Genomic DNA, 22913 nt, shown 5'->3' with positions numbered 1-22913 from the left:
GGAGCTCCGCCCGCGGCATGCGGAACGGATGTGACCGCGGCGACAATTTAAGCCATGAGATAAGTCGTGACCAGAGGGCGGCGCAGATGCGCGAGGCGAGAGACGTCCTTTTCTGAAGACGAGCCGGCTGCGCGGCTTTCCCGCCATCAGGTGGGCGTTGAGGAAAGGCCGCGACGGCGAGCCGGCTGGGTGGCTCGCCGCCGCGGGTGTGCTCCCCCCTCAGGGGGTGATCTTGAGGGCGTCCACGATCCCGACCGAGGTGGTCTTGTTGACGATCTTGATCGTGTGGGTGCCGGCCGCCAGCCCGGTCTTGTGGTAGACGGTCTGCTGTGACTGCCGGGCGCCGCTCACGTTGAGGTTGACGTTGGTCTGGAAGACGTTGTCGATGTAGACGTCGACGTTGCCCATGTCACCGTTCTTCTCCGACAGGTAGTCGACTCCGGTGCCGGTGAACGTGTACTGCGCCGTCGCTCCGTTCGTGTAGCTGTAGTGCACGTCGTCGTTGAAGTCGCCCAGCCCGCGGCCGCTGCTGCCGAACCAGTTGGCGTCGTACGTCAGTGCCGTGTCGTTGACCGTCCCGCTCGTGGTCTTGCCCAGGCCCAGCGTGGAGCTCGTGTTCTTCAGCGACTTCACGTCCTGGTTCGCGCTACCCGTGAGCCGGGTGGACGAGTAGGAGCTCAGCGGCTTGGCGGTGCGCTCCACGACGTACACCGTGTTCGCCGCCGTGCTGAAGGTGATCTCACCGCTCGACGAGGTCGTGATGATCGCGTTGTCGGAGGCCCTGCGTACCCGTACCTGCTGGGTCCCCCACGGGTTGACCACCGTGGCGGAGTTGCCGTACAGGCTCTTGAGGCCGACGTACTTGATCTCCCCGCCCTCGCGTTCGGAGCTGACCTGGAAACCGTTCTTGGCCAGCAGCGTGAACTTGCCCGCGAACGAGGAGTCCGACGGCACCGCGGGGAACACCCGGATCTTGTCGTTGTAGCTCTGCAGCAGCGACTCGTTCATCACCGACAGGTGCACACCGAGGTACTCGAAGACGCCGTTCGTGTTGGCGGTCAGCCCGTTGGGGAAGTTCTGGTACTTCTGCAGCATCGTCTTCATGCCGTTGTACGCCTGGTCGCCCAGGCCCAGCCGGGCCGCCTGGATCGCGTCGTTGGCCCACACGTTGTCGTACGGGAACGGCCGCTTGTTCCAGGTGTTGAGCGCCGTCTGGTAGTCCGGCGCTCCGATCCCGGTCGTGTTGTAGGGCCAGATCGCCTCCGACGCGACGTTCTCGTCGTTCCTCGTCTGGGCGATCGGCGGCGTGTGCGGCAGGTACGCGCTGCCGTCGGTCGGGTACGGCGCCAGGTTGTCCAGGATGCTCTGCCACTGGCTCCGCAGGTCGGCGTCCAGGCCGAGGGTCTGGCTCGCCTGGATGGTCACCGGGAACAGGCTTTTCACCGCGGCCAGGTCGGTGATCGCGCCCGGGACGCTCCAGTACGTCTCATGCGCGTTCGAGCTGGCCATGTTGTACTTGCCGCTGCCGTCCTTGGTCAGCTTGGCGGCGTAGAAGCGTACGACGTCGCGCATGAACGGGTAGGCGGTGTTGCGCAGGTAGGTCGCGTCGTTGGTGTACCGGTACTGCAGGTACATGTTGAAGGCGGCCTCGGTGCCCGTGGACAGGATGTTCTTGGTGTAGTCGCTGCCCACGGTCCCCCGTGCGTTGCCGTCCCAGCCCATGGTCTCCGGCACCCACAGGGCGTCCACGCCGTACCGGGTGTTCGTGTACGACTTCAGCGCGGCGTAGTTGCGGCTGTAGAGGTTGTTGAACGTCTTCATCAGGTCGGTGTGGTTCGAGGCGAGGAACGAGTTGTAGACGTCGCGCTGGTTCCAGTACCAGTAGGCGTTGCTCCACTTGGTCTGGTCACCGGTGGAGCGGTAGACGCCGTTGATGAAGTGGAACGGGTAGTTGCCGTACCCGCCCGAGGCGATCATGTACGTGGCCAGGTAGTAGATGTTCTCCATGTAGTCCGCGTCGCCCGAGCTGTTCTGGTACGACACGAAGGACTTCTGCCAGAAGCCGTGCCAGAAGTTCTTGTAGTTGGCGAACGTCGTCGCGTATCCGGTGTTCTTCACGGAGGAGAGCTGGCTGCGTGCCTGGGCGACCGAGTCGTGGTTCGAGGCGTTGAGCCGGCTCGCCGCGGTGAACCAGATCGTGTAGCTGGAGGACGGCGTGATGTTGAGACGCACCTTCGAGCCGTTCACGGTCTGGCTGGTGTAGTTCGCGCCCTCGACCGTCGCCGCGAGCGTGTAGCCGAAGTTGTTCGCGTCGGTCTGGCCACGGCTCAGGCCCACGCCGCTGGAGTCGGCGAAGGTGGAGTAGGTCTTCCAGGTGTTCAGGTCCGGCACGTCGGCGACGTTGCTGACCGTGCTCGGATCCCACAGGCTCAGGTCCAGCGCCACGCTGGAGACGTTGCTCCGGCCGTCTTCGACGTGGATGCCCATGACCTCCGAGTTCGGCGATCCCATGACGGTCACCGTACGGTTCGAGTCGTACTTTGTCGTCAGCACTCCGTCGTACAGCGACAGCCGCTGCTGGTAGGTGGAGTAGCCCGTGTCCATACCGGGATTGGAGTACAGGTTGACCAGGCCGGCCGCGTACGCCGACTGCTCGGACAGGTCGGCGCCGGAGACCTGCATGGTCAGGCCGTTCTGACTCCAGGCCATGGCGCCCGTACGGCCGTTGCCGACGGTGAGCCCGTACGCGGGGTTGGTGTTGGGCCGGTTGTAGACGATGTCGTGCTTGGCCAGGTAGCTCGCGTAGTCGACGCTCAGGGCGCCGGTCGAGCTGTCGAAGGCGGCGTCGGAGGTGGAGGCCAGTGCCGGGGCGATGGCCACGACGTTCACGGTCCCGGCCACCAGCGCGAGGAGCGCCAGCACGTACCGGATCGGGTGTCTTCCGCGGGTGTTCATGTTTTTGCCCACCACATCAGTTCTGAATGAGGTCGAACTCTTCCCATGGCCCGATGGCCGTGCGGTTCGCGATCAGGGGTGCCGCGCCCGCGTTCTCCGCCGTGACGTAGTCGTTGTTCGCGTTCGCCCGCAGGCTGACGCTGCCGTCGCCGTTGTGGACGAGCGCGAACGTCTCCCACTGGCCGATGGCGCCGCGGTTGGCGGCCAGTGCCGCCGCGCCTCCGTTCTCGGCGGTGACGTACTGGTTGTTGGCGTGGGCCCGCAGCGCGATCGCGCCGCCGCCCTGGTCGATCTCGTCGAACTGCTGCGCCGTGCCGACGCTCGTGCCACTGGCGATCAGCGGCGCGGTGCCGTCCGCCGTGACGTACCTGCCGTTGGCGTGGGAGCGCAGGCTGATCACCGCCCCGGCCGGGGGATGCTCGGCGACGCCGAGGACGTAGGTCAGCTGGGCGCTGGTGAACTCGGGCTGCAGCGTGCTGGAGGCCGATGCCTGGACCTGGAAGCGGCCGGGCGCCGAGACCGTGCCACCGCAGCCGGCATTGGGCGTGCCGACGTGCGTGGAGGTGTCGGTGTTGCCGGTCACGGTCCAGTCGCGTACGCCGTTGACGGCGTACCCGTAGCCCATGTGCGCGCCCTGCAGCGTGTTGCCGGTCACCGAGGCGCCGTAGTTGGTGCCCGTCCCGCAGCCCCACACCTGCGGCCCCATGGCGATGCCGACCTTGATGAAGGCGCTCTGGGCGTTGATGGTGTTCCCGGTCACGGTGGTGCCGGTGTAGTTGCCGTTCATGGGCGCGTAGTCGACGAGGTTGATGCCGCCGAGCAGCGTCCGGGACTTCGCCACGATCGTGTTGTTCTTCACCGACGAGCCGGGCGCACCGAAGATCACGATGCCGCCGTCGGTGGCGTCCTGCACGGTGTTGCCCTGGACCGTGCTGGTGCCGCAGGCCAGCGAGATGCCGTCGGCCCACGTGCCGCTGGGCGTGTCGGTGCCGGCCGGGCCGATGGTGTTGTTCAGGATCTTCGCGCCCTGGCAGGCCGGGGTGCTGTTCGTGACGGGGCCCTCGATGATGTGCAGCGTCGACCAGCTACGGGTGTCGTGCGCGTAGACGTTCTGCACGGTCTGGTTCGAGCCGGAGGCGCCCATCTCCATCAGCGCGCCGCCGTCGAGGCGGCCGAGGACGGGACGGCCACCGTCGATCTGGATGTTCTCCACCGTCACGCCGGACTGGCCGTTGCCGTTGATCGCCGTGGTGAGCGAACCTCCGACCTTCAGGTTGGCGCGGTTGGCGTCCGTGGGCAGCCCTTGAGTCTCGATCACCTGGTTCGGGGCGGTGAAGGTGACCGGGTTGGTGAGGGTGAAGACGGCACCGGGGCACAGGACGGCGGTCGCGCCGGTTCCTGAGAGAGCGGCGTTGATGCCGGCCTCGGTGCCGGAGGGGATGCAGGCGGCGGCGCCGGCGCTCTGCACGGTCCCGGGGACGACGAGGGTGGCGGCGGCCGCCACCAGCATGGACAGGTACTTGACCGATCTTCGGCCAGCAGTCATCACGCGATCCTCTCTGGCGGGTACGGGGATCGTGATGGGCCTTGGTCACCCACCCTGGGCCGTGCGGGGACCGAGGCGGGAAAACAGGTCGCTGACGAACATTGCTCGGATATTTCTCAACAGTCAAGACTGTTTGCTGTTTCGGATCGTCTTGTTGCTCGAATCCGCCAGGAAGTTGCGCCATCCCAGGCGGGACACGGCCTGGTGGGGGTACGCGAGTGGTGTGCGATGCCGATCAGTATCTCCGAAAGGTCGGCAATCCACACCCTTGAGGAGCCTCAGACCTCGGATGTCTGCGGTCGCGGTGGCGATCGCCGTCCCGGCTTCGCGCCCGGCTTCGGGTGGACTGTGATCGACGGTGCCGGTCCCCGCTGGATTCGAGGAGCGTCAGCCGGCTGCGCGGCCGGTCACCTTCCGCAGGCCCTCGTCGATGGCCGTGACGGCGGCCCGGCTCTCCTCGCCGAGGTCGTGGCGCAGGGCGACCCAGGCGGCCGTGTTGTAGGTCAGCCACACCTTGCCGGCCTCGTCCTCCCAGGCCAGGGCCTTCACCGGGAGGTCGATGCCGGCGGTCTGCCGATCCTGCATCAAAGGTGTTCCGCCCCGTGGATTGCCGAAGATCAGAAGCTCCGTCGGCCGCAGGGACATCCCCGCCTCCGTCGCGCCGGCCGCGTGGTCGACGCGGGCGAACACCTTCAGGCCCGCGGCCGTGACGGTGGCGGCGAGCCGGTCGATCGTCTCAGGTACGGAGTGGCCGCTCTCCACCGTGACCAGGCCGTTCTCGCTCATATGAGGTTCCTTCCCAGCGGGGGAGTCTACTCACGTCACCGGTGCCGGCCGGGGATCCTCGTCCGGCAGCGATACGCCGGCGCGCCGGTCGAGCAGTGCCAGGAGCGGCGCGGTCATGACGGTGGTCACGAGCGCGACCAGGACGAGCACGCTGAACACCCGGGACGAGACGATGCCGGCCGCGAGGCCCACGTTGAGCGCGATCAGCTGCATCAGGCCACGCGCGTTCATCAGGACGCCGATGCGTACGGCCGAGTCGTAGGGTTCGCCGACGGCCCTCGCGGCGACGGTGCACGCGACGAGTTTGCCGGCGATCGCGACGACGACGCAGCCGAGGGCGAACAGCAGGACGCTCGCGTTGTTGAGCAGCGCGAAGTTCGTGTTGAGCCCCGAGTAGGTGAAGAACAGCGGCAGGAACACCACCCGGCCCAGCGGCGTGATCACGGCCATCACCTGCTCGGTCTCGGCCGTACGCGGAAAGACCATGCCGAGGGCGAACGCGCCGAACACCGCGTACAGGCCGATCCGGTCGGTGTACCAGGCGGCCAGCAGCAGCGGCACGATGGCGACCAGCAGCAGCGTCTCCGGGGAGAAGCGGGGAGCCAGCACGCGCCCGAGGCCGCGGTGGACCACGATGAGCAGACCGACGAACAGCAGGGTGCCGCCGACGGCGAGCAGGACCGGATGCAGGCTCGCCGACGCCAGGCTGAGCACGGCGGCCAGCAGGATCCAGGCGACCGCGTCGTCGATCGCGCCCGACGCGAGCGCGACGGCGCCGAAGTGGGTTCCGGCGAGTCCCCGCTCGGTGATGATCCGGGCCATCATCGGGAACGCGGTGATGGCGACGGCGACACCGACGAAGAGCGCCGTGACGAAGAAAGGTGTTCCGCGCACCGACACGTCGAACCAGCCGCGCGCGGCGACCACGAGCCCCACCGCGAGCACGCCCGGTACGAGAATGCCGGCGGCCGCGATCGGACCGGCCGTGCCGGCCAGGCTGCGCAGCCGGCCCACGCGCAGCTCGTACCCGCTCTGGAACATGAACACGACGAGGCCGATCTGGCCGACCACGTAGAGGACGGGCCGCAGCGCCTGCGGGAAAAGGTAGGTCTCGGCGCCCGGCCACAGCTGCCCGAGCAGGGACGGGCCGAGGATGACACCGGTGATCATCTCGGCCACCACCGGGGGTTGCTGCGCGCCGCGGAGCAGCAGGGCGAACACGCGGCAGGCCACCAGGATGACCACGATGGCGAGGAAGAAGACAGGGGCGAGTTCGGTGTTGGTCATGTCCCGCTCTCCTCGATGTCGTACGCGCTTCAGCCGTGGTCGACCGGGCAGGCGCTCCGGCGCGGCGCGCCGTCCAGTGGATGGGTGGCGAAGTGGTTCGTGCACAACTTGAGACGGCGTGCGTCGAGCACCATCCAGGTGCCGAGCACGAGCTGCATGACGCTGCGCGTCACGTCCTCGTACCGGTCGCGGACGCGCATGACGGCGAGCGCCGTGCGTACCCGCCACGCCGGTGGCCGGTCCTCGGCGTCGAGCAGCAGGCAGGGTGCCCGGTGCGGGATGGAGCGCGTGTGCGAGACGGACGAGCGCAGCCGATAACGGCGCAGGACCACGCGTGTCACCGCGCGCATCGCGATCGGCGAGAGCCGCCACGCCGGGCACGACCGGTTGGCCGCGACGCCGAACGGGATGTGGTGCGCGTTCTTGACGGACCGCCCCTCCCACCGGCCGGGGTCGAACCGGTCCGGGTCGGGCTGGCCGAGCCGCTCGTAGGCCGGGTAGTTGAAGCAGACCACCGAGCCCGCCGGGATGACGGCCGGTCCGGCGTCGATGTCGGCGGTGGTGATCCGGTGCGCGATGCCGAAGAGCGGATACTCGCGCAGGACCTCCTCGAGAACGTGGCCGAGGTACCGCGCGTGCGGATCGGACACCAGCCGTCGCTGGACATCCGGATGCTGGGCGATGGCCAGCAGCAGGTGCGCCATGCCCTCGGAGGACTGGACGACGGCGGTGTTGAAGAACGTGCCCTGCAGGTAGTACGCCTGTTCCTGGGGCGTGAGGACGCCCGGCAGCCGGTGCGGCACGTCACCGGCGTCGATCCGCCTCCGCAGATACCGGGTGAGGCGGTCGCGGCGCCGCATGTGCCGCAGGCCGGTGCACTTGAGCGAGCTGACCACGTCGTCGGCGTTGCCGACGATGAGGTCGCGCGCGGTACGAGGGCAGGGCTCGCGGAAGACCACTTCGTAGAAGAACTCCGCCCACACCGGCATCATCAGGTCGCGCAGCCGGGTCACGGTCAGCGGTGCGCCGGGAAGCTCCCGCAGCACCCGCTCCGTGGCACCGGCCGCCAGGTCCTCGATCGAACGGGTCGGCATCGACAGGATCTCCCGCGTCGTACGGGCGACCTCGTCGTACCGCGGCCCGGCCTCGAGATGCTCCTGGTGGACCTCGGGTCCGGGCGCGAGCCAGTACCAGAACAGGTCCGACAGCGCGGCTCCGCGGCTCCTGCCGTTCGCCGCCGGATCGGCGTAGACGCGCTCGAACACCTCTGAGCCCGCCGCCACGCCGCCGAGCTCGCCGGGCAGCGTCACCTCGTCGTCGCCGTTGACCCTGGTGAAGATGCTCACTCGCAGCGCGACCACCGACCGTGGCAGCCAGCGCTGGACCACCCACAGCGCCACGCCGGCCGCTCCCGCCCCGAGCAGTGACCTCACCGTGGCGCCCCTCGCCGCGTGACCAGATCGCCGGTCAGGTCGCCGGGCGACGCGGCGCCGCACAGCGCCATCGTGTGCACGAGCTCGTCGCGCAGGAGTTCCAGGACCTCGCCGACGCCCTTCTCTCCTCCGGCGGCCAGGCCCCACAGGACGGGGCGTCCCACGCCGACCGCCGTGGCGCCCAGCGCGAGTGCCATGACGGCGTCGGCGCCGGACCGGATGCCGCCGTCGAGCAGCACGGGGATCCGGCCGCGTACGGCCTCGGCCACCGCCGGCAGGGCGTCCACGGTCGCGGGGGCGACGTCGAGCTGGCGGCCGCCGTGGTTGGACACGAGCACCGCGTCGACGCCGTGCCGCAGTGCCAGCCGCGCGTCCTCGGGATGCAGGACGCCCTTGACCACGATCGGCAGGTCCGTACGTGCCCGCAGGCGGTCGAGGTGCTCCCATGTGAAGGCGCCGGACATCTCGATCGGGCGTACGCGGTCCGCGCCGCCGGGCAGGTCGCGCATGTTCTCGGCATACAGCCCCGGCGGCAGGTCGTGGAAGCCGTTGCGGTCGTCGCGGCCCCGGCGGCCGAACACCGGCGAGTCCGCGGTGACCACAAGGGCGGTGCACCCGGCGCGTTCGGCCCGGCGGACCAGCGCGGCCGTGACCTCGGGGTCAGGTTGCAGGTAGAGCTGGAACCACACCGTGGCGTCCTCGCGGATCTCGCGCGCCTCCGCGACGACGTCCGCGACGGGCGTGGTGGCGGCCGTTCCGGTGACCAGGACGGTGCCCGCCGCCGCGGTCGCCCGCGCGGTCGCGCGCTCACCGCCGGGATGGGCGAGCCGGTGGAACGCCGTGGGCGAGACGAAGATCGGCATCTCGCAGGCATCGCCCAGCAGGGTCACCGCGGTCGATCCGCCCGTGGTGTCACGGAGGATGCGGGGCAGGAGCGCCAGCCTGCCGAACGCCTCCTCGTTGTCGGCCAGCGCGACTTCGTCCCCCGCTCCACCGGCGAAGAAGTCGTAGTGCACCGGGTCGAGGAGCTCCCTGGCGCGCCGCTCGAACCGGGCGAGCCCCGTCATCCCCGTGCGCCGGACGCCTCATCGCCCGGCAGTGCCTGCTCCAGGAAGGCGAACAGCGGCGCGCGGTGCACGGTCTCGTGCGTCCACTCGTTCTCCAGGTTCTCGGTGATGTGGTGCTCGCCGACCTGCGTGCCCGCGCGGTAGTGCCGTAGCACCGGATGCAGGTAGCGGCCGTCGAGGGCGTTCCCGGCGTCGTTCTGGGCGATCCGCCGCCCGTTGATGTCGAACGGGTCGAGGCGGTCGTGGTCCTTGCCGTACTCCAGCGTCACGACCAGGTGGCCGTCGACCTCGCCGAAGAACCCGTCCTTGACGGCCGTCTCCACGAGGTCGACCGGGATCTCGGGCCAGTACCGCGCGGTGCCGTCCGGCGCCACCGTCACGACGTCGCCGAGGAAGGCGAACAGCTGCCACAGCGCGGACGTGCGGTTGACCCGCTCCAGCACCGCCTCGCCGACCGCCGCCGGTGTGCCCGCGAGCTCGTCGTGCGGCCAGGTCTCGCCGTGGTGGCGCCGCTCCAGGATCCGGTGCAGCGCGCGGGCGCCGTAGCGGAAGCCGTGGATGAAGCCGCTGGTGGACCTCTTGAAGTCACGGGGCTGCGTGATCGTCCCGGCGAAGTACAGGCCGGGCACGTTGGTCGACTCCCACTCGGGGGTCTGCGCGGGGAAACGGCCGCGGATCACCATCTCGGGGCGGCACTCCGGCTCGAAGATCGAGGCGTCGAAGCGGAACCCGGTCGCGGCGATGACCCGGTCGTACGGGATGTCCTTGGTGACCTCGTCGGCACGCGAGAAGCTGACCGTCACCAGGTACGACGCGTCGGCCCGGCGCTCGATGCCCAGGATGTTCCCGTCCAGGATCGCGTTCTGCGACTTGAGCTGGTAGGTGTCCAGGAAGTTGTTGTTGACGGCCCGCAGATGGCCCACGAAGTGCGTCTGCCAGGCCATCCTGATCGAGCTGGGCCCCGCGACATGGATGACCGACGCGGTCTCGACGAGGTTGTCGGCGGTCTCGAACGCCGAGTTGCCCTTGCCGATGATCAGCACCCGCTTGCCGGTGAACTCGGAGGGGTCGACCGACACGTCCGAGTACAGCTCCGCCGTCTCGATCCCGGGGATGTCGGGCACATAGGGCCGGGAGACCCCGGTCGCCATGATCACGTGCTTGGCGCGGATCACGGCGCCGTCGTCGGCCACGGCCTCGAACACCTCGGGCCGGCCGATCCGCGCGATATTCGTGCCATAGCGGATCGCCAGTCCGTGCTCGCCGGCGAAGTCGGCCAGATAGCGGACCATGTCGTCGGCGGCGGGAAAATACCGCGGCGAGTAGTCCGTGAACAATGGCGCGGCTTCGTCACTCAGCAGAGAGTTCCAGTCCATTCTCAGGTTGAGTTCAGGATCGTCCCAACCGGTGTGGACCTTGTTGATGGAGATCAGCTGGCGGTGCCGGGGGAAGCTGGTGAAGAACGTGCCCGGCGCCGTCCCCCGCTCGACGATCAAATAGTCACGACCCGATCGCTGCAGGTAGTAGCCCAGTTGGAGCCCGGCAGGCCCCGCTCCGATGATCAGATAGTCGAGGACGGAACCCTCTGGCACGGCCAACGCCTCCAAGATTGTTGAACAGTCAATCTTTGAGCCGTCAACAAAGTACTCTTGTTTGCGACATATGCCAAGAGGCAACTTTTCCCTGAGTCAAGGCCGCGGATAAAGGACCAGCAGAGCGCGTTTATCCGGCTTACCGCTGGGTGCCATCGGGGCCTCGGGGACGAACTCGATGGTCTGCGGCACGCTCGACTCCCCGAGCGCGTCACGGACGGCCGCGGACAGGACCGCCCTGTCGGGCACCCGCCCGTCACGGGGGACGACGAAGGCGTGCACCGCCTCGCCACGGCGATCGTCCGGCGTGCCCACCACGTACGCCTGGTCGACGTCGGGCAGCGAGGCGAGCACCTGCTCGATCGGCCCGGCGTAGACCGGCAGGGCGTCCACGATGATCACGTCACGCGTACGTCCGCTCAGGTGCAGGAACCCCGCGTCGTCGAAGTGACCGAGGTCCCGGGTCCGTACCCAGCCGTCCACGAGCACCTCGGCGGTCTGGTCCGGATCCCGCCAGTACCCGGTCATCTGGTACGGGCTGCGGGCGAAGATCTCACCGTCCCGTATGTCGATCTCGACGCCCGACTGGGGCCGCCCCACGGCGTCCAGGACGCCTGCGGCGATGTCGGCCGGTGTCAGGAGGGCCAGGTTGCCGGTCTCGGTCTGCCCGTAGGACTGGAACACGACCGGGCCGAGCCGTTCGGCCGTCTCGGCGAGCCGGTGCGGCGCCAGCGGCGAACCGGAGACGACCAGCGCCCGGAGGCTTTCGGTGTCCACGGGCTTCTCGCTCAGTGCGGTCAGCATCTGGTAGAGCCGTGGCACGTTCATGATGGACGCGCTGATCCGCAGGCGTTCGATCACATCGGGGAACAGCGGGCCCTCGCCGAGCTCCGGGATCACCGCCGTGCCGCCGTGCAACAGGCAGAGGGCGGCGAAGTCCTGCACGACCGCGCTGGCCAGGGTGCCGAAGAGCAGGTACCGGTCCATGCGCGCGGCGAGGTCGGCCGTCGCGGGACCCCACGCGCCGCCCCAGGACCAGTGCGCCGACATCGCGGCGTAGGTCTGCGCGCAGCCCTTGGGCCGCCCGGTGCTGCCGCTGGTGTGGATGAGCCGCGCGACGTCCTGCGGGCGCGCGCGCACGTCGACGGGCTCGGCCGGGCCACGCAGCAGCTTCGCGACGGCCTCGTCCGTGAGCACCTGCTCGACGCCGCCGTCGATCAGGTGGCGCTGCTGCGCCCGGCTGAGACCGGGACGGACACCGAGGACCCGGCAGCCGGAGGCGTACCCGGCGAGGTAGGCGGCGAGCGATTCGGGGCTGACGCCGAGCTCCATGGCGACACCGCTGCCGGGACCGAGCCCGGCGGCGCGCAGCCCGGCCGCCACCTTGCCGATCATGGCGAGCAGCTCACCACGCGTGACCGTGCGCGGTCCGTGCTCCACCGCGATCCGGTCCTGGTCCGTCAGCAGCACCTGGATCACCCTGTCGGGGAAGGACATGATCCGCAGTGTCGGACAAACCGGCCGGTATCACCAGGGGTGCCCGTGGGGCGGAAGGGCCGCGGGACCGGGCCGGGCGGTGCCTCGCCGATGCCCGTCCCAGGTCAGCGCCCAGGCGGGCCAGAGGCCGACAATTTACGTAAAATGCACGCAATGTACAGCGGCGAGTGAGGCGGTACGGCATGCGCGTGGTCGCGGTCTTTGCCGTCTTGGGCGTGCTCACGGCGTGTTCGGGGGATCCCTCCCCCGCTCCCCGTCCATCCCGCCCGGCGGTCTCCCGGCCCGCGCCGAGTCCGACGGCCGCCTGGGTCGTGGGCCAGTGCGTGAACGCCTCGTTCGACGGCAGGAGCGAGCCCCCCACGACGGCGGCGCTCCCGTGCGCCGCTCCCGGCGCGGCCTCCGAGATCATCAAGGTCGTCGGCGAAGGCCGCGGCCCGCTGGACTGCACGAGCCGTACCGACGGGATCCTGCGGGCACCCACCGGCGGCTCGGTGTGCCTCCGCAACCGCGCCGCGCCCCATCCCGGCGACCCGGGTAAGGGCGGCGGCATCCTTCGCGTCGGAGACTGCTTCTACGCCGCGGACGGATCCGACCCGGAGGAACGGCCGTGCTACGACCGTCACGGGCCCGGCAGGATAAGAAGCTTCCTGAAGAAGAAGTCGCAGTGCCACGACAGCCAGGGTTTCCTCGACGGCTACTACACGACGAAGCGCGACGACCCCAAGCTGCCGATCATCTGTCACGGAGAAGGGGAGGACGTCGAGGACCCGGGGCCGGAGTTCCAGGTCGGTGAGTGCGTCAAGAAGCCCAGGACCTACAAGGGCCTGTTCCCCGGCTCCACCTCGATCAGTGGCCTGGACACCGTCGGCTGCGGCGCGAAGTCCGCCTGGGCCAAGGTCGTCGCGAACGTGACCATGAACTGCCCGGCCGGGGCCACGCAGTCGGTCACCGACATTCACCACTACCCGAGCACGACCTGCCTGCGGAGGCTGTAGGCCACGGTCACTCACGGCGCCTCACTCACGGAGCCCGATCCCCTCGACCGGGCGCGTCCGCAGGACCCGCCGGACCGGTACGGCCGTCGCCGCGCCGCCGAGCAGGACGACGCCGCCGATCACGGCCACCCAGCCGGCGAGCGGGATGTAGGGCGTCGGGGAGCCGGTGATGCCCTTGACCATCGGGATCAGGGTGGCCGCCGCGATCGCGGCGCCGACGACGAGCGCCAGGCCGAGCAGCAGCACCTGTTCCAGCCGGACCATGCTCAGGACCTGCGGCCGCGTCGTGCCGGACAGCCGCAGCACCGCGAACTCGCGGCGCCGGCCGAGCGCGTACATCGCCAGGGTGTTCACCGCCGCGATCACCACGTAGATGAGGAGCACGCCGACGACCATCTGGTTCGTCCAGGCGTTCGCCACCATGTCCTTGCCCAGGCCGACCTGGTACGCGTCGCGGGCCAGCAGCGCGGAGCCGGGCGCGAGCCGGTCCAGTTCGGCCCTCACCGCCGTGACGGCCTGGGCGCGGTCGGTCGCGACGAGCACCGCGTCGTCCAGACCTGAGGTCGTGTGCGGGAGCAGCAGGTCGTGGGGGACGGTCAGCTGGGCGAAGCCCAGGCCACGCCGGTAGATCGCGACCACGCGCAGGTTCACCGGCGCGCCGTCGCCGAACCAGCCCGTGAACCGGCCGCCGACGCGCAGGTGCAGGGCCTGCGCGGTCAGGGTGTCGACGGCGACGGTGTCCCCGCTGAGGCCGGCGAGGGCGCCGCTGGTGACGCCCAGGTTCATCGTCCGTGCCAGGCCGGCCGCGTCGACGCCCTGGGCCGAGAAGTCGGTGAGCCCGAGCCGCGGCGTGAAGATCGTGCTGTGCACGACCCTGGTGGCGGCCGAGACCCCGGCCGTACGTCGGATCGCCTCGGTCACGTCCGGCCGCAGTCCCGGCCCGGCGGAGGTCACCACGTGGTCGGCGACCAGGCCCGCGCGGCTCTGCCCGGCGGCGACGTGGAGCTCGGAGGTCTGCACGAACCACAGCGAACCTCCCAGCGCCACCGCGAGGACCAGCGAGCTCACCACGGCCGAGAGGCGGCGCGCCGAGGCGGCCGTGTTCGCGGCGGCCAGCCGGCCGGTGACACCGGCCAGGCGCAGCAACCGGCCGAACGTCGCCGCGGCGGCGCGGATCAGCAGCGGGCTCAGCAGCGCGACCGACACCACCAGGGTGAACACGGTGGCCACCGAGGTGCCGGCCGCGCTGTCGCCGCTCACGGACGCGGAGACGAAGCACAGGGTGATCCCTCCGGCCAGCGCGACCAGTCCGAGTACGGCTCGTACGATGCCGAGGCCGCCGCGCTCGACGGTCGTCTCCGCGAGCGCCTCCGTGGGCTGGATCCTGCTGGCGCGCAGGCTGGCGGCCCAGGCCGCGACGACCGCGATGAGCAACGCGGCGCCGGTGGCGACGAGCGGTGGCAGCCAGGACAGGTGCGTACGGAAGGAGTCCGGGACCATGCCGCGCGAGACGTACTCCTCGCGCAACCGGTCCGCACCCGCCAGACCCGGCCAGATGCCCGCCACACCGGCGAGGACGCCCAGTGCCGCGGCCTCACGGATCACCATGCGGCGCACCTGGCGAGGGGTGGCGGCGAGCGCGCGCAGCAGGGCGATGTCGCGGTGCCGCTGCCGGACCGACAGGCCCACGGTCCCGGCGATGACGAGGACGCCGATGAGCAGCGCGCATCCTCCGAAGACGCCCGACACGGCGATGACGAACTCGCGTCCGTTGCCGACGTCGGTGGACTCGACGCTGCCACGCGAGGCACCGGTGTAGACGCGGGGGTAGGCGCCGGACAGCCGGGCGGGATCCGGCGGGAGCGCCCGGCGTACCGACGCGGCCAGGGTCCCGGCTCCGACACCCTGTTCGGGAAGCACGCCGATGACCTCGGTGGCACCCCCGGACAGGACGCGGGCCTCGGCGTCGCCGACGAAGATCGTCGGGGTGCGCGGGGCCGTACCGGTGGGCGCGGCGATGCCCCCGACGGTGAACGCCCGGGGCCCGGAGGCGAGTCCGAGCCGTACCTGGTCGCCCGGCTTCGCCCCGATCCGGGCGGCGAATGCCTCGTCGAGCACCACCTGGTCGTCGCCCGTGGGGGCCGCCCCCGTCCGCAGCGTGAACGGCGCGAGCGGGGCCGCCGACCACGGGTGCACCTCGACCGGTGCCGTGCCGCCGCCCGCGGCGACCTGCGCCGGTACCGCGATGTCGGCGACCGCAGCGCGTACGCCAGGGGCCGCCGCGATGCGACCGGGCAGCGACGCGTCCAGGCTCCCCCGCTTGAGCAGCGGCAGGCTCTCGGTGTCGCGGTCGTCGCCCCTGCCCTCGGTCATCCGCAGGTCGGTGGTCGCGACGAGAACGGGAGCGGCGGCATAGCGGGCGGTCGTGCCGTGGAAACGGATCCCGGACTCGAGCATCGCCCCGCAGGTCGTCACGATCCCGACGGCGAACCACAGGGCGAGGAAGGTCGCGAGCATGCTCGCGGGACGCTGGGTCAGCATCCGCCAGGCGATCCGCATCATGAGGAGACACCGCCTCGTGCGCCCAGGCGTGCCAGATGGTCGGCGATCGCGGCCACGCCCGGCGCCGGCAGGTCGTCGACGACCCGCCCGTCGGCCAGGAACACCACACGGTCGGCGTACGAGGCGGCCACCGGGTCGTGGGTGACCATGATGACGGTCTGCCGGTCGGCGTCGACCGCCTGACGGAGCAGCGTCAGCACCTCCGCGGCGGTGCCCGTGTCCAGCGCGCCGGTCGGCTCGTCGCAGAAGATCACGTCCGGGCGCACCGAGAGCGCGCGGGCGATGGCGACACGCTGCTGCTCACCACCGGACAGCTGCGCCGGGCGGTGCCGCAGCCGGCCCTCCAGGCCGACCCTCCTGACGATCTCGGCCAGCCTTCCGCGGTCGCACCGGGTGCCGGCCAGGCGGGAGGGCAGGAGGATGTTCTCCCGTACGTTCAGCGCCGAGACGAGGTTGAACGCCTGGAACACGAAGCCCACGTGGGAGCGGCGCTGCTTGGTGAGGGCGGTCTCGGACAGCCGCGCGAGGTCGGTCCCGGCCAGCCGCACCGTGCCGGCGCTCGGCCGGTCCAGGCCCGCAGCGCAGTGCAGCAAGGTGCTCTTGCCCGATCCGGACGGCCCCATCACCGCGGTGAACGTGCCGCCGAAGAAGTCGATGTCACCGATGTCCAGCGCGCGTACGGCCGAATCGCCCCGGCCGTGGACCTTCCGCACACCGCGAAGCGACACGGCGACGGGTACTCCGGCCGCGTCACTCGGCGGCTCGGCCGCTACCCGTCCGTTCGGGGATGGCACGTTCACTTGCTCTCCGCTCCACTGCTCCTCGCGGGTTTCGAGGAAGCCAGAACCGACGCTAGGTCCCGGGTGGTGACGGCCACGATGGAGCGATCCCCCGAATCGGACTGGTGTTACCCCCACACGGCCCCATCCGGATGGGGCCGTTCCCCGGCCAAAGGCCCTGGTCACCGGGTCGGCAACGGCAGGAGGTCCTCCGGCGGGTAGGACGGGGAACAGGGGGCAGCCTGGTCCCGTACGGGGGGAGACCGATGCGACGAGTCGCGCTGGAAGAGGCGTTCTGGTTCGACGGACTGGCCACGCCGAGCTCCTTCAGGGAACTCCGCCGGCAGTACAGGACGGAGACGCTGGACCGGCTCGCCCGCAGGCTGACGGACTTCACCGAGTACCGGCTGCCCGAGATGGACGAGTACGGCGTCGACGTGCAGGTGCTCGCCCTAGCCTCGCCCGGCGTCCAGATGCAGCCCGACCCCGATGTCGCCGCCGACGACGCGCGCCGGGCCAACGACTTCCTCGCCGAGACGATCGCCGGGCACCCCACGAGGTTCGCCGGGCTGGCCGCGCTGCCCCTGCAGGACCCGGAGCGTGCCGTCCTCGAACTGCGTCGCGCCGTCACCGGCTTCGGGCTGCGCGGAGCGCTCGTCAACGACCACACTCTGGGCCACTACCTGGACGAGGAGCGGTACGCCGTCGTCTGGGCGGAGTTGCAGGACCTCGACGTCCCGCTCTACCTCCACCCGGGAGCCGTACCCGCTGACCGGTGGCACGTGCTCGAGGGCCGCCCGGAGCTGCATGGCGCGACGTTCGCCTGGGCCGCCGCGACGGGTGGGCATGCCATGCGGCTGGTCTACGGAAAGGTGTTCGACCGGTTCCCACGGGCGAAGGTGATCCTGGGACACATGGGCGAGTTCCTGCCGTTCCAGCTGACACGCTTCGACGCCCGGCACCGCGACCTCGCACTGGAGCGGCCGCTGGACCGGCTGCCTTCGGAGTACTTCGGGGAGAACATCAAGATCACCACGACCGGCGTCTACTCCCACGCCACGCTGATCGCCGCGATACGGGCGGTGGGCATCGACAACGTGATGTTCTCGATCGACTACCCGTTCGAGCCCACCGAGGAGTCGGTGCGGTTCCTCGACACGGCCCCCCTCACCCCCGGCGAACTGGCGCTCGTCGCCCACGCCAACGCCGACCGCCTCCTCCGCCTGAGTCCCTGACGGCTCGCTCAGAGCGCGCCGGTCGGCGGGTGGGCCGCCTCGATGAGACCGGCGGCGGCGAGGGCGACGTGGTCCTCCCACGGGCGGGCGATGACCTGGACGGCGATCGGCAGGCCGTCTTGGGTGCCCACGGGGACGGCCACGACCGGGGCGCCGGTCAGGCTCCACGGCAGCAGCCACTGGTAGTCGCCTTCGGCCGACTCGCGCCAGAGTGGTACGGGACCCTCGGTGGCCGGGGTGACCAGGACGTCGATCCCGGCGGTGGCGGCCAGCATCCGGCGGCGGAACCGGTCCCAGTCCCACAGCAGTCCCGCGTGCTCCGCGCCGGTCAGGCTCGTACGGCCCCAGTGGCGGCGGGTCAGCTCCAGCGCCTCGTCGCGTACGTCCGGGAGCCGCTCCGCCGTGATGACGGCACCCGCCTCGGCCAGCGCTTTCACCGCGCGTGTCATCGGTTCGTCGCCCGTGGTGATGAGGCCCACGCGGAGGCGGCGCGGCTCGATCGCGGCCGGGTCGCCGAGGGGGACCGGAGGCGCGCCGGCGTCCATGCCGTCGGGGCCGGCGATCAGCGGGAGTACGGCGGCGAGATCGGCCACGGACGCCGCCAGCGGGCCGATCACGGTACGGCCGTCCTCCAGCGCGCCGGCTCGCGGGAAGTGGCCGGTCAGCGGCACTCGTCCGAAGGTCGGCTTCAACCCCGCCACCCCGCACCACGCGGCGGGCAGCCGGATGCTGCCGCCCGAGTCGCTGCCGAGCGCCAGCGGCGCGACTCCGGCCGCGACCAGGGCCGCGCCCCCCGATGACGAACCTCCCGGCGCCCGCGACGGATCGCGCGGGTTGCGCGTGTGTCCGTACCGGGCGTTGTCGGCCATGGCCGTGCTGATGGCGATGACGATCGCACCCTCGGCGCGCAGGCGCGCGACGGCGGTGGCGTCGCGTACGGGCCGGCGCCCGTCGGCGCCCCGATCGCGGCGGGTCGCTCCCGAGACCGGCAGGCCCGCCACGTCGATCCAGTCCTTGACCGTGTACGGGACGCCCTCCATCGCTCTGGCCCGCCCGGCCCGTAACCGCCGGTCGGCGGCCTCGGCCTCGGCCATGGCGGTCTCCGGGTCGGTGGCGGCCACCGCGCCGATCAGTGCTCTCTGCCGTTCGAGCCGGTCCAGCAGCTCACTCATCAGCGCGGTCGCCGTACACCGGCCGGCCCGCAGATCCCGTGCGAGTCCCACCACAGTCCGCATCGCCTCAGCATCGGCCGATCCGGCCGGCATTGCCACCGTGGACGGCTAAAGGTGGTCGGTCGTGTCGCCTTGGAACTCGCGTACCTCGACGGGGATCGTGGTTGCGCGGGCGAGCTTGCGGCCCCACTCGATCGCGGTGTCGAGGTCGGGTGCCTTGATGATGGACAGCCCGCCGACGTGCTCCTTGCCCTCGACGTACGGGCCGTCGGTGGTGAGCACCTCGCCGTCCTGGAGGCGCGCCACCGTCGCCTGGTCCGGATCGGTCAGCCCTCCGCCGAAGACCCACGCGCCGGCGGCCTTGAGTTCCTCGTTGAAGGCGCCGACGTCGCGCATGATGGGTTCCATCCGCTCGGGTTCGAGTGGGCCTCCGTCGGGCTGTTGAACGCTCAAGATGTAGTGCTTCATCTTCGTCGATCCTCCTCAGGGGGGACGGCCCTGCGCCGCTCCCTATCTTCCACACGAACGGGCCTGCGCCGGATCGACACCCTGAGCGAAACGTCTTGCGCCGGTGAGCCCTTGGCCGCGTCAGCCCCTGTCGGCCAGCCACGGATAGCGGGCGGTGTCCTGGGCGGCGTAGTCGGGGTCGAGATAGATGAACACGCGCTGGATCTTCCAGTCGCGGATTTCGAACACGTCGCACCAGCGGCCGGCGGCCCACTCCGGTAGACCCGCACGCCAGGGGCCGTCCCGGTGTTCGCCGTGGCTCGTTCCCTCGCAGACCACGACGTCGCTGCCGGAGAACACCCAGTTGAACTGCGAATAATGGTGCTCGATAGCCTTGATGGTCGCGCCGACGTCGCCGAAAAGCCGTCCGACCTCCTCTTTCCCGTTGGCCAGACCCCATTTCGGGAAGTAGACCTGGGCATCGTCGGCGAACAGATCAAGAATGCTGTCGCCGGTCGACGTGACTCCCCCATTGTCGAATGCCTTCAGGTATTCCAGCGCTACTGATTTGCGTTGTTCGTCGGTCATCGTGCCCGTGGTCAGGGTCATTCCTGCGCTCCGATCGTGATGCCGGAAAATGCACCTCGCGAGGATTATCGGCACCCGTGAAGTAAAGATCAATAGATCGCGATGCCGGGAACCCCCGGGGCCGGCGACCCCTGGCGCGGGGGCCGCAAGGCGGACACGGACCGTGGTGGCACCGTCGCGCACCCTGGACCAACAGGCCGTCATCCTGCGAGACGGCCGCCCGCCCCGGCATCGCGCGGGGCCGCGCCGACACCCCGGCGACGCGGCTCGTCGGCGCCGTCTACCTGCACGGACGGCCACCCGGACGGCCTCGCCACGCGCGGACGGCGCGGCGCGCCTCGTATCAAACATTATCGAACAATTTATCTGTTATGCGTCTAAATATTGACGTTTCAATTACGCATAACCGACGATTTCCGCCATGCGAATGCCTCCTCTCGCCTGCCTCGCCGCAGGTGCGCTGCTGGTCGGTCTCATGGCCGCGCCGGCCGAAGCGACGACGGTCGAACCCACGACCGCCGTCGCGGCGACGGCGACGGCGGCGGCGGCCCCGGCCACCGCCACGGCGCACAAGCCGTCCGCCATCAACGACCTCGCCCGTACGCCGTACCTCGGCTGGAACACCTACTACGGGCTCGGCTCGACCTACGACTACGACACGATCAAGAGCGTCACCGACTCGCTCGTCAGCCGTGGCCTGAAGGCCGCCGGCTACCGGTACGTCTGGCTCGACGGCGGCTGGTGGTCCGGCACCCGCGACGGCCAGGGCGCCATCACGGTCGACGCGAAGCAGTGGCCGTCGGGCATGAAGGCGGTCGCCGACTACATCCACAGCCGCGGCTTCAAGGCCGGCATCTACACCGACGCGGGCAAGGACGGCTGCGGCGGCACCGCCCAGGGCAGCTACGGCCACTACCAGCAGGACGTCGACCAGTTCGCCTCCTGGGGTTATGACGCCGTCAAGGTCGACTTCTGCGGCGGCACCAACATGCACCTGGTCCCGGCCGACGCGTACGGGCAGTTCCGCGACGCGCTGCTGGCCAACAGCAGCCACCGGCCGATGCTGTTCAACATCTGCAACCCGTTCACGCCCGGCGCGGCCGGCCCGGGTGACCCGCCGCCGGAGCGCTCGGTCTACAACTCGTACTCGTTCGGCCCGACCACCGGGAACTCCTGGCGTACCGACACCGACGTGGGCTTCGTGCACAGCGTCCAGTGGTCGGACGTACTGCGGAACATGGACCACGACGCCGCACACCCCGAGGCGGCAGGCCCCGGACACTGGAACGACCCGGACTACCTTGGCCCGGAGCTCGGCATGACGGCCGGCCAGGCGCGGGCACAGTTCACGATGTGGTCGGTGCTGGCCGCGCCGCTCATCGTCGGAAGCGACGTACGCAGCCTGTCCCAGGACACGATCGACATGCTGACCAACCGCGACGTGCTCGCGGTCGACCAGGACAAGCTCGGCGTCCAGGGCACCAAGATCGCCTCTCAGGGGTCCGGCGACGTGTGGGTACGGCGGCTGGCCAACGGTGACCGCGCGGTGGCCCTGCTCAACCGCGGCGGTACGCCGCTGACCATCGCGACCTCGGCGTCGGCGGCGGGCCTCGGCCACGCCTCGCAGTACACGTTGGACGATCTCTGGTCGCACACGCGTACCGAGAGCGCCGGCACGATCCGGGCGACGGTGCCACCGGGCAGCGCCGTGCTCTACCGGGTCTCCACCGGGGCGCACCCCGGGCTCGCGCCGTCCACCACCCTGGGCGCGCCGACCGTACCGGCGACCCCGGGATGGACCGGTGAGCTGGCACTTCCCGGCAAGGCCACGGACGTCACGGCCGGCTTCACCAATGACGGGCGTACCCCGGTCACGGACGCGAAGCTCTCTCTCGAGGCGCCGTCCGGCTGGACCGGCGCGGGCCAGGCACCGGGCGGCGGCACACTGCCGACGGGCCGTACGCTGACCGCCCGCTGGCAGCTCACCGCGCCGGCAGGCACCCTGCCCGGCCGGTACGCGCTCACCGTCAAGGTCGCCTACAAGTGGGGCGGGAAGCACACCGAACAGCGGACCGCGCAGCTCATGGTCCAGGTGCCCTCCATCCCGCCCGGCGGCTACGGGTACCTCAGCGACCAGCCCTGGCTGGACGCGAGCAGCGGCTGGCAGGTCCCCGCACCGGACGCGAGCGTGGGCGGCAACCCCATCGCGATGGGCGGCACGTCGTACGACCGCGGGCTGGGCGTCGCCTCGCCCTCGGCCGTCGACTACTACCTCGGCGGCAACTGCACGCGCCTGACCGGCACCGTCGGCATCGACGACGCCGTCAACGCGGTCGGGCCGCAGGGTGGCACGGCGTCCTTCACGGTGAAGGCCGACGGCCAGTCCCGGTACGAGAGCGGCAACGTCGACCGTACGGCGACGCATGATTTCAGTGCCGACCTGACCGGGGTGCAGGTGCTCAGCCTGCAGGTCGGCGACGCCGGCGACGGCGGGTACAACGACCGGGCGGACTGGGCCGGGCTCAAGCTCACCTGCGGTACGGCCCCGGCCGCCCCGTGGCCGTCCTTCGCCACGCCGTCATCCGCGACGGCCACCACCGCCCACGACGGCTACCCGGCGTCGGCCGCGATCGACGGCCGTCAGGCCACGATCTGGCACGACGAGTTCAGCCCGCAGGCACCGCTGCCGCAGTCGATCACGGTCGACCTCGGTCAGGTACGCGGGGTGGACGGGCTGACCTACCAGCCGCGACTGGACGCCGGCACGACCGGCACCATCACCGGCTACCAGGTCGAGGTCAGCTCCGATGGTTCGGCGTTCACCAAGGTCGCCGACGGCCAGTGGAACGACGACAAGGAACTGAAGTGGGCGGCGTTCACCTCGGCCCAGGCCAGGTACGTACGGCTGACCGCGACCTCGGGTAACGGCGGCTACGCCTCCGCCGCCGAGATCCGCCTCCGCCAAGGCTGAC

General features: G+C 70.4%; 16 protein-coding genes. 3 read left to right on the top strand and 13 right to left on the bottom strand.

Annotated elements, in window-relative coordinates; genetic code table 11:
- Window positions 1-219: 219 nt before the first annotated feature.
- From FB559_RS23555 to FB559_RS23520, 8 genes are all read right to left on the bottom strand, one after another.
- On the bottom strand, window positions 220-2955 hold the full coding sequence (locus tag FB559_RS23555) for a glycosyl hydrolase family 95 catalytic domain-containing protein (RefSeq protein WP_221640143.1): 2736 nt from the start codon (window positions 2953-2955) through the stop codon (window positions 220-222).
- 16 nt (window positions 2956-2971) lie between these two features.
- The gene (locus FB559_RS23550; protein WP_141957703.1) at window positions 2972-4501 is read right to left on the bottom strand and encodes a fascin domain-containing protein; all 1530 of its coding nucleotides are present in this window, start codon (window positions 4499-4501) and stop codon (window positions 2972-2974) included.
- A gap of 387 nt (window positions 4502-4888) precedes the next feature.
- Window positions 4889-5287 (bottom strand): DUF302 domain-containing protein, encoded by a 399-nt coding sequence (locus FB559_RS23545; protein ID WP_141957701.1) that lies wholly within the window; start codon window positions 5285-5287, stop codon window positions 4889-4891.
- 30 nt (window positions 5288-5317) lie between these two features.
- Entirely contained in the window at window positions 5318-6574 is a 1257-nt protein-coding gene (locus FB559_RS23540) for a cation:proton antiporter (RefSeq protein WP_141957699.1), read from the bottom strand.
- Window positions 6575-6603: 29 nt separating this feature from the next.
- Window positions 6604-8007, bottom strand: coding sequence for a cytochrome P450 (locus FB559_RS23535; protein WP_141957698.1), 1404 nt, complete (start codon window positions 8005-8007; stop codon window positions 6604-6606).
- Entirely contained in the window at window positions 8004-9074 is a 1071-nt protein-coding gene (locus tag FB559_RS23530; protein ID WP_141957696.1) for an alpha-hydroxy acid oxidase, read from the bottom strand. The genes FB559_RS23535 and FB559_RS23530 overlap by 4 nt, the downstream gene beginning before the upstream one ends.
- Entirely contained in the window at window positions 9071-10666 is a 1596-nt protein-coding gene (locus tag FB559_RS23525) for an NAD(P)-binding domain-containing protein (protein ID WP_141957694.1), read from the bottom strand. The genes FB559_RS23530 and FB559_RS23525 overlap by 4 nt, the downstream gene beginning before the upstream one ends.
- Before the next feature lie 96 nt (window positions 10667-10762).
- Entirely contained in the window at window positions 10763-12163 is a 1401-nt protein-coding gene (locus tag FB559_RS23520; RefSeq protein WP_141957693.1) for a class I adenylate-forming enzyme family protein, read from the bottom strand.
- A gap of 323 nt (window positions 12164-12486) precedes the next feature.
- Here FB559_RS23520 and FB559_RS23515 point away from each other — a divergent pair, with 323 nt between their 5' ends.
- Window positions 12487-13158 carry a hypothetical protein gene (locus tag FB559_RS23515; protein WP_141957691.1) on the top strand — a complete coding sequence of 224 codons (672 nt, stop codon included), beginning with the start codon at window positions 12487-12489 and terminating at the stop codon, window positions 13156-13158.
- 21 nt (window positions 13159-13179) lie between these two features.
- On the opposite strand, the gene FB559_RS23510 is transcribed toward FB559_RS23515, so the two are convergent.
- Both FB559_RS23510 and FB559_RS23505 read right to left on the bottom strand, forming a co-directional pair.
- Window positions 13180-15720 (bottom strand): ABC transporter permease, encoded by a 2541-nt coding sequence (locus FB559_RS23510; protein ID WP_141957689.1) that lies wholly within the window; start codon window positions 15718-15720, stop codon window positions 13180-13182.
- Window positions 15717-16520 carry an ABC transporter ATP-binding protein gene (locus FB559_RS23505; protein WP_342780955.1) on the bottom strand — a complete coding sequence of 268 codons (804 nt, stop codon included), beginning with the start codon at window positions 16518-16520 and terminating at the stop codon, window positions 15717-15719. Before FB559_RS23505 ends, FB559_RS23510 begins: the two co-directional genes overlap by 4 nt.
- Before the next feature lie 245 nt (window positions 16521-16765).
- Between FB559_RS23505 and FB559_RS23500 the strand changes: the two genes are divergently transcribed.
- On the top strand, window positions 16766-17734 hold the full coding sequence (locus FB559_RS23500; protein ID WP_141957687.1) for an amidohydrolase family protein: 969 nt from the start codon (window positions 16766-16768) through the stop codon (window positions 17732-17734).
- 8 nt (window positions 17735-17742) lie between these two features.
- Here the strand turns inward: FB559_RS23500 and FB559_RS23495 are convergent, their stop codons facing one another.
- The 3 genes from FB559_RS23495 to FB559_RS23485 all read right to left on the bottom strand — a co-directional run bounded on the left by FB559_RS23495 (window position 17743) and on the right by FB559_RS23485 (window position 19962).
- Complete coding sequence (locus FB559_RS23495; RefSeq protein WP_185792366.1) at window positions 17743-18969, bottom strand: amidase; 1227 nt, start codon at window positions 18967-18969, stop codon at window positions 17743-17745.
- Between the two features lie 45 nt (window positions 18970-19014).
- The gene (locus tag FB559_RS23490) at window positions 19015-19374 is read right to left on the bottom strand and encodes a YciI family protein (RefSeq protein WP_141957683.1); all 360 of its coding nucleotides are present in this window, start codon (window positions 19372-19374) and stop codon (window positions 19015-19017) included.
- Between the two features lie 120 nt (window positions 19375-19494).
- A complete protein-coding gene (locus FB559_RS23485) occupies window positions 19495-19962 on the bottom strand; it encodes a nuclear transport factor 2 family protein (RefSeq protein WP_141957681.1) in 468 nt (155 codons plus the stop codon).
- Window positions 19963-20362: 400 nt separating this feature from the next.
- On the opposite strand from FB559_RS23485, the gene FB559_RS23480 reads away from it, so the two are divergent.
- Entirely contained in the window at window positions 20363-22912 is a 2550-nt protein-coding gene (locus tag FB559_RS23480) for an NPCBM/NEW2 domain-containing protein (protein WP_141957679.1), read from the top strand.
- Window position 22913: the final 1 nt, after the last annotated feature.

The sequence above is a fragment of the Actinoallomurus bryophytorum genome (assembly GCF_006716425.1).
Taxonomy (GTDB): domain Bacteria; phylum Actinomycetota; class Actinomycetes; order Streptosporangiales; family Streptosporangiaceae; genus Actinoallomurus; species Actinoallomurus bryophytorum.
Note: the sequence above shows the minus strand (reverse complement) of the source record. Positions and strands in the feature narration are given on the sequence as shown.

Excerpts from the sequence above, each read along its gene's own strand:
- FB559_RS23555 (WP_221640143.1), bottom strand. The coding sequence starts at position 2,955 with ATGAACACCCGCGGAAGACACCCGATCCGGTACGTGCTGGCGCTCCTC.
- FB559_RS23550 (WP_141957703.1), bottom strand. The coding sequence starts at position 4,501 with ATGACTGCTGGCCGAAGATCGGTCAAGTACCTGTCCATGCTGGTGGCG.
- FB559_RS23545 (WP_141957701.1), bottom strand. The coding sequence starts at position 5,287 with ATGAGCGAGAACGGCCTGGTCACGGTGGAGAGCGGCCACTCCGTACCT.
- FB559_RS23540 (WP_141957699.1), bottom strand. The coding sequence starts at position 6,574 with ATGACCAACACCGAACTCGCCCCTGTCTTCTTCCTCGCCATCGTGGTC.
- FB559_RS23530 (WP_141957696.1), bottom strand. The coding sequence starts at position 9,074 with ATGACGGGGCTCGCCCGGTTCGAGCGGCGCGCCAGGGAGCTCCTCGAC.
- FB559_RS23520 (WP_141957693.1), bottom strand. The coding sequence starts at position 12,163 with ATGTCCTTCCCCGACAGGGTGATCCAGGTGCTGCTGACGGACCAGGAC.
- FB559_RS23510 (WP_141957689.1), bottom strand. The coding sequence starts at position 15,720 with ATGATGCGGATCGCCTGGCGGATGCTGACCCAGCGTCCCGCGAGCATG.
- FB559_RS23500 (WP_141957687.1), top strand. The coding sequence starts at position 16,766 with ATGCGACGAGTCGCGCTGGAAGAGGCGTTCTGGTTCGACGGACTGGCC.
- FB559_RS23495 (WP_185792366.1), bottom strand. The coding sequence starts at position 18,969 with ATGCGGACTGTGGTGGGACTCGCACGGGATCTGCGGGCCGGCCGGTGT.
- FB559_RS23490 (WP_141957683.1), bottom strand. The coding sequence starts at position 19,374 with ATGAAGCACTACATCTTGAGCGTTCAACAGCCCGACGGAGGCCCACTC.
- FB559_RS23485 (WP_141957681.1), bottom strand. The coding sequence starts at position 19,962 with ATGACCCTGACCACGGGCACGATGACCGACGAACAACGCAAATCAGTA.
- FB559_RS23480 (WP_141957679.1), top strand. The coding sequence starts at position 20,363 with ATGCGAATGCCTCCTCTCGCCTGCCTCGCCGCAGGTGCGCTGCTGGTC.